The 8,981-nt window shown below is 39.4% G+C and carries 7 protein-coding genes, 1 other RNA gene and 1 other annotated feature; all 8 genes read left to right on the top strand.

Annotated features, from left to right (window positions below):
* The first annotated feature begins 173 nt into the window (after positions 1–173).
* Positions 174–380, top strand: a binding site (T-box leader).
* A 35-nt stretch (positions 381–415) separates the two neighbouring features.
* On the top strand, positions 416–1,675 hold the full coding sequence (hisS, locus tag EDD71_RS14665; protein ID WP_133629468.1) for a histidine--tRNA ligase: 1,260 nt from the start codon (positions 416–418) through the stop codon (positions 1,673–1,675).
* 11 nt (positions 1,676–1,686) lie between these two features.
* Positions 1,687–3,465: an aspartate--tRNA ligase gene (gene aspS, locus EDD71_RS14660; RefSeq protein ID WP_133629467.1), complete on the top strand. Its 1,779-nt coding sequence runs from the start codon at positions 1,687–1,689 to the stop codon at positions 3,463–3,465.
* A gap of 243 nt (positions 3,466–3,708) precedes the next feature.
* Positions 3,709–3,891: non-coding RNA, 6S RNA (ssrS, locus tag EDD71_RS14655), on the top strand.
* Positions 3,892–3,926: 35 nt separating this feature from the next.
* The gene (locus tag EDD71_RS14650) at positions 3,927–4,691 is read left to right on the top strand and encodes a tRNA threonylcarbamoyladenosine dehydratase (protein WP_133629466.1); all 765 of its coding nucleotides are present in this window, start codon (positions 3,927–3,929) and stop codon (positions 4,689–4,691) included.
* Positions 4,692–4,817: 126 nt separating this feature from the next.
* Complete coding sequence (locus EDD71_RS14645; RefSeq protein ID WP_133629465.1) at positions 4,818–5,081, top strand: metal-sensitive transcriptional regulator; 264 nt, start codon at positions 4,818–4,820, stop codon at positions 5,079–5,081.
* Between the two features lie 497 nt (positions 5,082–5,578).
* Positions 5,579–6,811, top strand: coding sequence for a serine hydroxymethyltransferase (gene glyA / locus EDD71_RS14640; RefSeq protein ID WP_166636509.1), 1,233 nt, complete (start codon positions 5,579–5,581; stop codon positions 6,809–6,811).
* 633 nt (positions 6,812–7,444) lie between these two features.
* Positions 7,445–8,089, top strand: coding sequence for an undecaprenyl diphosphate synthase family protein (locus tag EDD71_RS14635; protein ID WP_133629464.1), 645 nt, complete (start codon positions 7,445–7,447; stop codon positions 8,087–8,089).
* Between the two features lie 79 nt (positions 8,090–8,168).
* Positions 8,169–8,717, top strand: a complete 549-nt coding sequence (locus EDD71_RS14630) for a hemerythrin domain-containing protein (protein WP_166636508.1) — start codon at positions 8,169–8,171, stop codon at positions 8,715–8,717.
* Positions 8,718–8,981 lie beyond the last annotated feature (264 nt).

Raw genomic sequence — 8,981 nt, 5'->3', positions numbered from 1 at the left:
GCCTTTTTCCCTTCCAAAATTTCAATAAAATAGAAAAAATCTAATTTCCTATAAAGAAAAAAGCTTTACTGGAAATTAGATGCGAAATCTCTGAAAGTAGTGAATAATACTTGACATAATTGCCATATATTATATATAATAATTCAAAGTAAAATATGATATCCTATGATACGTCAAAGGCTGTGAACGGGAGGAGTAATCTGCAAACACCAAACAGGGAGAAGCCTCCGTGATTGAGAGGGGCTTTTTGGTTAAGGCGGGTGAAAGACACCCGGGAGCTGATGCCTGAAATTAAGTAGGGTTTTTCGTTTTCCGCGTTAAGGATTTGAGTGGGTATTAAACCAATTAGGGTGGCACCACGGGAATAACCCGTCCCTTTTCAGGGACGGGATTTTTATTTTTAAGGAGGGGAAATATGTTAACTAAAGCGCCTAGAGGAACAAAGGATATACTACCTCAGGAGGTATATAAATGGCATTATGTTGAAGAACAGGCAAGAAAAATATGCAGGGAGTTTGGATTCGGAGAGATAAGAACACCAATATTTGAACATACAGAGCTTTTCCTGAGGGGTGTTGGTGAAACAACGGATATTGTTCAAAAGGAAATGTACACCTTTGAGGATAGGGGGGGGAGAAGCATTACCCTGAAACCTGAGGGGACAGCGCCTGCTGTAAGGGCATTTATTGAAAACGGCATGGCTTCTGATGCTCAGCCGACCAAGCTTTTCTATATATCACCGATATTTAGATATGAAAAACCCCAGGCTGGAAGGCTAAGACAGCATCACCAGTTTGGAGTTGAGATATATGGTGCACAGGACGCATCTGCAGATGCTGAGGTTATTAGCCTTGCAATGACCTTTTTCAAGAGGCTTGGCATTACTAACTTAAAGGCTAATATAAACAGCATAGGCTGTCCTGAGTGCAGAAAGGAATACAACAGGGCGTTAAGGGAGTACTTTAAGGAGAACCTTGAAAACCTGTGTCCAACATGTCAGGACAGGTATGAAAGAAACCCCCTTAGGATACTTGACTGCAAAAATCTAAATTGCGGGGAAATCGCCAAAAACGCACCTGTGGTTTTGGATTACCTCTGCCGCGACTGCAGGGAGCATTTTGAAAGCCTTCAGAGGGAGCTTGCAGCCCTTAATATTCCCTTTGTTGTGGACCCTAATATAGTTAGGGGCCTTGATTATTATACAAGAACCGTGTTTGAGATAATTTCAGAGGATATAGGTGCCAAGAGCACCGTTTGCGGCGGAGGAAGATATAACAACCTTATAAAGGAATGCGGAGGTCCGGATATGCCAGCAGTAGGTTTCGGCCTCGGCATAGAAAGGCTTTTACTCACCATGGAAGCCTATGGAATTAATATCCTAAAGCCCGGGGGACCGGCACTGTTCATAGCAGCCCTTGGAGAGTCTGCAAAGCTTGCATCATCAAGGCTTGTTCTCTCCCTCAGGGAAGAGGGAATACCCTGCGAAAGGGATTTGATGGCAAGAAGCCTTAAGGGACAAATGAAATATGCCAATAAAATAGGTGCAAGATTTACGATGGTTTTAGGGGATGATGAGCTAAATGTAAACAGGGCAAAGCTTAAGAATATGGAAACGGGCGAAGAGGTTGAAATAGAGATATCTAATTTAGTTAATGAAATGAAAGGCAGATTATAAGGAGGGATAAAATGGGAGAAAGCATGAAAGGCTTAAAAAGAACCATAATGTGTGGGGAATTAAGTGAAAAAAATGTTGGGCAGAAGGTTACAGTAATGGGATGGGTGCAGAGAAGGAGGGATCTTGGAGCCCTTGTCTTTGTTGATCTTAGGGACAGGACAGGAATAGTTCAGATTGTATTTGGCGAGGAGATAAACAGGGAGGCCTATGAGAAGGCCCAGACCGTAAGGAATGAATATGTTCTTGCAGTTACTGGAACTGTGATGCTTAGGGAAGCTCCAAACCCGGATCTTCCGACGGGAATGATTGAAATAAAGGGGGAGAGTTTAAGGATTTTATCGGAATCCGAAACGCCGCCCATATATATTAAGGAAAATCTCGATGCTGCAGAGTCCATAAGGTTAAAATACAGGTACCTGGACCTTAGAAGGCCAGACATGCAGAAAAAACTCATGATAAGACACAGGGCTGCAAAGGTTGTCAGGGATTTCATGGATGAAAACGGCTTCCTTGAAATCGAAACGCCTATGCTGACAAAAAGTACTCCAGAGGGTGCAAGGGACTATTTAGTGCCAAGCAGAAAGTTTCCGGGAAACTTTTATGCACTGCCGCAGTCTCCGCAGCTTTTCAAGCAGCTTTTAATGCTCTCCGGGTTTGATAAGTACTTCCAGATTGTAAGATGCTTCAGGGATGAGGATTTGAGGGCTAACAGACAGCCAGAGTTTACTCAGATAGATATTGAAATGTCCTTTGTTGATGTTGATGACGTCATAGAGTTAAATGAAAGGTTAATACAAAGGCTGTTTAAGGAAGTTCTTAATGTGGATATACAGATTCCTTTTATGAGAATGCCCTACCAGGAGGCTATGGATAGATATGGTTCGGATAAGCCGGATATAAGGTTTGGGCTTGAGCTTGTTAACATTAGCGACGTGGTTGAAAACTGCGGCTTCAAGGTCTTCAGGGATGCCATTGCATCAGGCGGGAGCGTAAGAGGAATAAACGCAAAGGGCTGTGCAGACTTTGGAAGAAAGGAAATAGACAGGCTTGGCGAGTATGTAAAGACCTATGGTGCAAAGGGCCTCGCATGGATTGCATTAAAGGGTGGAGAAATAAAGTCTCCTATAGCCAAGTTCTTAACTGAGGAAGAGCTAAATGGAATAATTGAAAGAATGGAAGGAAAGACAGGAGACCTTCTTTTAATCGTTGCAGATGAACTTGATGTTGTATATGCATCCCTTGGAGCCCTCAGGCTTGAACTTGGAAGAAAGCTGAACCTCATAGGGCCTGACAATAAGGAGTTAAAATTCCTTTGGGTTACTGAGTTTCCACTGCTTGAATATGACAAGGAAGAGGGCAGATATGTTGCCAAGCATCATCCATTTACTATGCCAATGGAAGAGGATTTGGAACTTCTTGAAACTGATCCAGGCAGGGTAAGGGCAAAGGCCTATGATATAGTACTAAACGGTGAGGAAATAGGCGGAGGAAGCATAAGAATACACGATACAAAGCTTCAGGAAAGGATGTTTAAGGCGCTGGGATTTACAATGGAGAAGGCATGGGAAAGGTTTGGATTTCTTCTTGAAGCCTTTAAGTTCGGACCTCCACCACATGGTGGCCTTGCATACGGGTTTGACAGGCTTGTGATGTTCCTGACGGGAACAGAAAATATCAAAGACGTCATAGCCTTCCCGAAGAATCAAAATGCTGCAGATCCTATGACAAGTGCACCATCTGATGTTGATGAGAAGCAGCTTGAAGAGCTTGGAATATGCATAAAGGAATAGCCGAAGGCTGTTCCTTTTGCTCCCATTAAATAGCAGAGGATTGCCTGCATTAATTGTGTTGTTTCAAACATAATCATAATGGAGGCAAGGAGCATAGTCTGTACCCATAAGGCAGGGAATTGCAAACAGGACCAGCTTTACGGATTTACATAAATTGTAATTATAAAACATGGTGAATAGTTAATAATATTAATAGGCTAAGACTGTTGATAAAATCCCCAGTTGATGATATATTAAATTTAAAGGTGCCTGCTGTATTCGATAGGATGGATAGTGTATTGAGCCAACACTAATTGAAAGGGAGTCCGGACTTCTAACGTGGAATGTAGGCCTTATATACATAAGGAAACAAGAAGCCTTAGAGAGGACACCCACCTGCCAGGAGCAGGTTCAATCATTCCATCTAACCGGTACGGCGGGCTTTTTAAGGTTGTATATCATTAAAAATTGGGAGGATTGAGATGTTAGGACCCTTTTCAAGAACAGAATTGCTTATTGGCAGCGAAGCTATGGAAAAGCTGAGAAATAGCACTGTGGCAATATTTGGGGTTGGAGGAGTAGGTTCCTTTACGGCAGAGGCCCTTGCAAGGTGCGGAGTTGGAAAACTGGTGCTTATTGATGATGATAATGTTTGTTTAACCAATATAAACAGGCAGCTGCATGCTACTACTAAAACCGTTGGTAAGGCAAAGGTAGAGGTTATGGCGGCCAGGATAAAGGAGATAAACCCCAGGGCTGAAGTTATAACATATAAAACGTTTTACACCAAGGAGACAGCTGACGAACTTCTTTCAAGTGACTACAGCTATGTTGTGGATGCCGTTGACACGGTTTCTGCAAAAATAGACCTGGCAGTCAGGTGTCAGGAGATGGGAATTCCAATAATAAGCAGCATGGGAGCAGGAAATAAGCTGGATCCAACCAGATTTGAAGTTGCTGATATCTATAAAACGAGTATAGACCCCCTTGCAAAGGTTATGAGATATGAGCTTAAAAGAAGGGGAGTTAAAAAATTAAAGGTGGTATATTCAACTGAAAAACCGATTAAACCAGATCAGGATAGCATGTTTTCCTGCAAAAAAAGCTGTATTTGCCCTCCAGGAAGTGAGAGAACGTGCAGCCAGAGAAGACAAATCCCTGGAAGTATATCCTTTGTTCCATCAGTTGTAGGACTTATATTAGCCGGTGAAGTGGTGAAGGATATTATTGGTATTAACAATAAATAAGTGGAGGATATAGCAAGGGTAGCGGGAAAAAGCAAAGACGATCCAGGGCGTGATTCGAATGCTTAAGGAAAAGGACTATGGTATTTAGTATCAATTTGTAAATTATAGATAATAAGGTGAGGATATATGGAAACCAGTAAAAATGATATTATAAAAAGGTTAAGGCGTATTGAAGGGCAGATTAAAGGAATCGAAAGAATGGTTGAGGGCGAACAGGAGTGCAGCAACATACTTATTCAAATAGCAGCTGTAAGGGCAGCTATAAACAAGGTTGGCGGGCTTATACTTGAAAACTATTCAAAAACCTGCCTATCAAAGGCTGTTGGAAAGGACCTGAATGATGAAAGCATCAATAACTTAATAGATGTTATCATTAAATTTACAAAGTAGATGGAATAAAAGCAAAAAAGACGTTTAAGCGTCTTTTTTATTTTTTGATTTAGTTATTAAGTGAAATGGAATTTTTGTGCTTATCGGTTTGTTTTAACGCTTTTCAATGCAAACTTATCGCCGGATAGTAATGGAGATGTTAAAGCCTTTTGGAATAAAAGCAGAAAATATCTGCAGGCCGACGCTGCGATAAAAAATATATTTCATTCACTCATATATTTTTTATCGGCCCTCAGTCCCTGAACTATTTCAACGGATAAATTTAAATGAATAATGATATCGATGTAGGAAACTAAAGAAAATAGTGGTAAAATAAACATTAGAAAGGGTAATTTTAGAAGGGTAATTTTATCTTAATATGAAGTAGAATAATTAATAAATCCAGGGTAAGACTATTCGTAAACGAAGTAATACCTATCATTTATTTATATCCCTTTGTATATTACATATAATGGGCATGTTTATTTTTTAAAGCCTTTATGAAAGGAAGTGTTAGTGTGAGGATGGAAAATCTAAGAAACACAGACGAGGAAATATATGATGCAATTTTACTGGAAATACAAAGACAGGAGAATAAGATTGAGTTAATCGCTTCTGAAAATTTCACAAGCAGGGCAGTTCTTGAAGCCCAGGGTTCAGAGCTAAACAATAAATATGCTGAGGGGTACCCAGGAAAAAGATATTATGGTGGATGCGAATATGTTGATATAGTTGAAACTATTGCAAGGGAAAGAATAAAAAAATTATTTGGTGCAGAACATGCAAATGTACAGCCCCATTCAGGTTCTCAGGCAAATATGGGTGTGTATTTTACGATACTTGAGCCAGGGGATAAAGTTCTTGGGATGAATTTGTCACACGGAGGACATTTGACCCATGGAAGCCCTGTAAATTTCTCAGGAAAACTTTACAACTTTATATCCTATGGAGTAAATGAAGATGGTTTTATAGATTATGATGCTCTAAGGGAGCTTGCGCTTGAGGAGAGACCAAAGCTTATAGTGTCAGGTGCCAGTGCATATCCAAGGATAATCGATTTTAAGAGGATAAGGGAAATTTGTGATGAAGTTGGAGCGTACATGATGGTTGATATGGCACATATTGCAGGTATTGTTGCTGCAGGGCTTCATCCAAACCCTGCAGAATATGCCGATTTTGTTACTACCACAACCCATAAGACCCTCAGGGGGCCAAGGGGTGGAGTAATACTCTGTAAGGAAAAATATGCAAAGGCCATTGATAAGAGTATTTTTCCGGGAATACAGGGGGGGCCCTTAATGCATGTGATAGCAGCCAAGGCAGTTTGCTTTAAGGAAGCCATGTCCGATGACTTTAAGGCATACCAAAGGCGAGTTGTTGAAAACGCTAAAGCGTTGGCACAGGCCCTTATGGATAGAGGCTTTAAACTTGTATCGGGAGGAACTGATAATCATCTCATGCTTCTGGATTTAAGAAACAAGAATATAACAGGAAAGGATGCTGAGCACCTGCTTGATGAGATTGGCATTACAACCAACAAAAACACCATCCCCTTTGACCCACAAAGCCCATTTGTAACAAGCGGGCTCAGAATTGGGACTCCTGCTGTTACGACAAGGGGATTTGGAAAAGATGAGATGGTTGAAATTGCAGACATAATAAGCTGGACTATAGACAACAGAGATAAGGACCTCGGACAGGCAAAAGAAAGAGTCAAGGAGCTCTGCAGTAGATTCCCATTATACAGATAGATTGGAAATGACTGTTGTATTTAAAAAAATCGCTATCAAACTCGATGTTCGATAGCGATTTTTTTATTATTTTTAACATAGGGACAGTTCAGTATTGTATTGAGAAGCCGTCAATTTATTTGGAAATTAAAATTTATGGAGAGGATATTTTTAACATAGAGTCATCATGTTGCTTTATTCTATTGTTCAATTAAGAGTTTAACAAATTGTTTATGAATTGATGGTTAAACCAGCTGAAAAATGGAAAAAATATTTTAACATGTATATGAAGTTCTTAAATACCAACATTTCAAGAGAGAAGTAATTGATTGGAATGCTAAAAAATATATTTTTTGCTGTTCTAAAAGCCCATTGGAATAAAAGTAGAAAATATCTAAAGGCCGACACTGCGATAAAAAATATATTACATTCATCAGCACGTTTAGCAAAGAGGTTCTAGGGTTCGGGATTTTAAAAGTGTGAATTCCATATATTTTTTTATCGACCCTTAGGTACTGCAAAACGTTAAGGTAAATATAAAAGCTTTCTTAGCCTAAATTTAGATCATATATTGAAACTGTTTTCATAATCTTGCGGTGAATTTTGTTTCATGCAGATCCAGTATCGAATAATCAGTTTTAAGGAGGAAATTTTATGAGGATTCCAAATCATATAGGAATTATACCGGATGGAAATAGAAGATGGGCGGAAGCAAGGGGCATGTCCAAGGAAAAGGGATATGATGCAGGGCTCGAGCCGGGGTTGAAGCTTTTTAAGCTGTGCCAGGAAGCAGGGATAAAGGAAATAACATTTTATGGCTTTACGGCGGATAATACCAAGAGGCCTGCCGTTCAAACAGTAGCTTTTACAAAGGCATGCATCGACGCGGTGAAGATGCTTTCCAAGGAGGATGCAGAGCTTCTGGTTGTTGGAAACACAGCGTCAAAAATGTTTCCGAAAGAACTGCTTCCTTTTACAAAGAGAAAAACCTTTGGAAATGGCGGGGTAAAGGTTAATTTTCTTGTAAATTACGGCTGGGAATGGGATTTTGGAAGTTTATTTAATTATGATGGCGGAAATAAATCGAGCATAATTAAAAAACTGAAATCAAATGATATTTCAAGGGTTGACTTAATAATTAGGTGGGGAGGAAGAAGAAGGCTGAGTGGATTTCTGCCTGCTCAATCGGTATATGCAGATTTTTATGTTATTGATGATATGTGGCCTGACTTTAAGCCTGAGCATTTCTATGATGCATTGAAGTGGTATGATATGCAGGATATTACACTGGGAGGCTAAAATGTGATTAAAAATACATACACTTAAAATATAATTGTATATAATAGACTTACAAAATGAGAAAAGGGAGGAATCTTTCTTGATAGATATTCTTGTAAATGAACATAAAAACATTAAAGTTATTTTAAGTTCTGTGGAGCATATTTCCAGGGAAATAGCGAACGGTGGGGAAGTTGATGTTGAACTTTACAGGAGGATAATTGATTTTATCAGAAACTATGCAGATAAATACCACCATAGAAAAGAGGAAAAGTATCTTTTTAATGAAATGGCAAAGGATAGTAACGCAGAGGGGCCGGTACAAGGAATGCTTCTTGAACACGACATGGGAAGAAAGTACATTAAGCATCTTGAGCTTGCTTTAAACGATTATGAGAAGGGAAACAAAGATGCAAAAGTGAGAATTATCGCATATGGAATCGCTTATAAAGACTTGCTAGCAGACCATATTTTTAAAGAAGACAATGTAATTTACAGATTTGCTTTAAGGGTAATACCTGAAGATGTAGCAAAAGGGTTAGAAAAGGAATTCGTTAATATAGAAAATGATGAAGATAATAAGGCGATTAGAGAAAAGTACGTTTCATTAGTAAATGAGTTAAAAGACAGGTTTAACATCAGTGAGTAATTATTTTATTAAGTCACGCACGAAACTTGTGTGTGGCTTTTATTTTGGAAAGGATCAAGGGACAGTTCACAACTGCTATAATAGCCTTTAGATCTTTATAGATGGATAACAAAACAAGGGACAGTTCACAAAAACTTTCCAAGTCTGTATATTTCCCCAAGGCCCTGGCAATACTAAAAATAAAAAAATCAAGGAGTGATCTTATGCCAAGGGCTGCACGCATTAAAAGCACCGATTCAATATATCACATCATGGTAAGGAGCA

Source organism: Fonticella tunisiensis (assembly GCF_004364155.1).
Classification (GTDB): Bacteria; Bacillota; Clostridia; order Clostridiales; family Caloramatoraceae; genus Fonticella; species Fonticella tunisiensis.
Note: the sequence above shows the minus strand (reverse complement) of the source record. Positions and strands in the feature narration are given on the sequence as shown.

Coding starts and splice junctions, on each gene's coding strand:
- hisS (WP_133629468.1), top strand. CDS start 416: ATGTTAACTAAAGCGCCTAGAGGAACAAAGGATATACTACCTCAGGAG.
- EDD71_RS14645 (WP_133629465.1), top strand. CDS start 4,818: ATGGAAACCAGTAAAAATGATATTATAAAAAGGTTAAGGCGTATTGAA.
- EDD71_RS14635 (WP_133629464.1), top strand. CDS start 7,445: ATGAGGATTCCAAATCATATAGGAATTATACCGGATGGAAATAGAAGA.
- EDD71_RS14650 (WP_133629466.1), top strand. CDS start 3,927: ATGTTAGGACCCTTTTCAAGAACAGAATTGCTTATTGGCAGCGAAGCT.
- aspS (WP_133629467.1), top strand. CDS start 1,687: ATGGGAGAAAGCATGAAAGGCTTAAAAAGAACCATAATGTGTGGGGAA.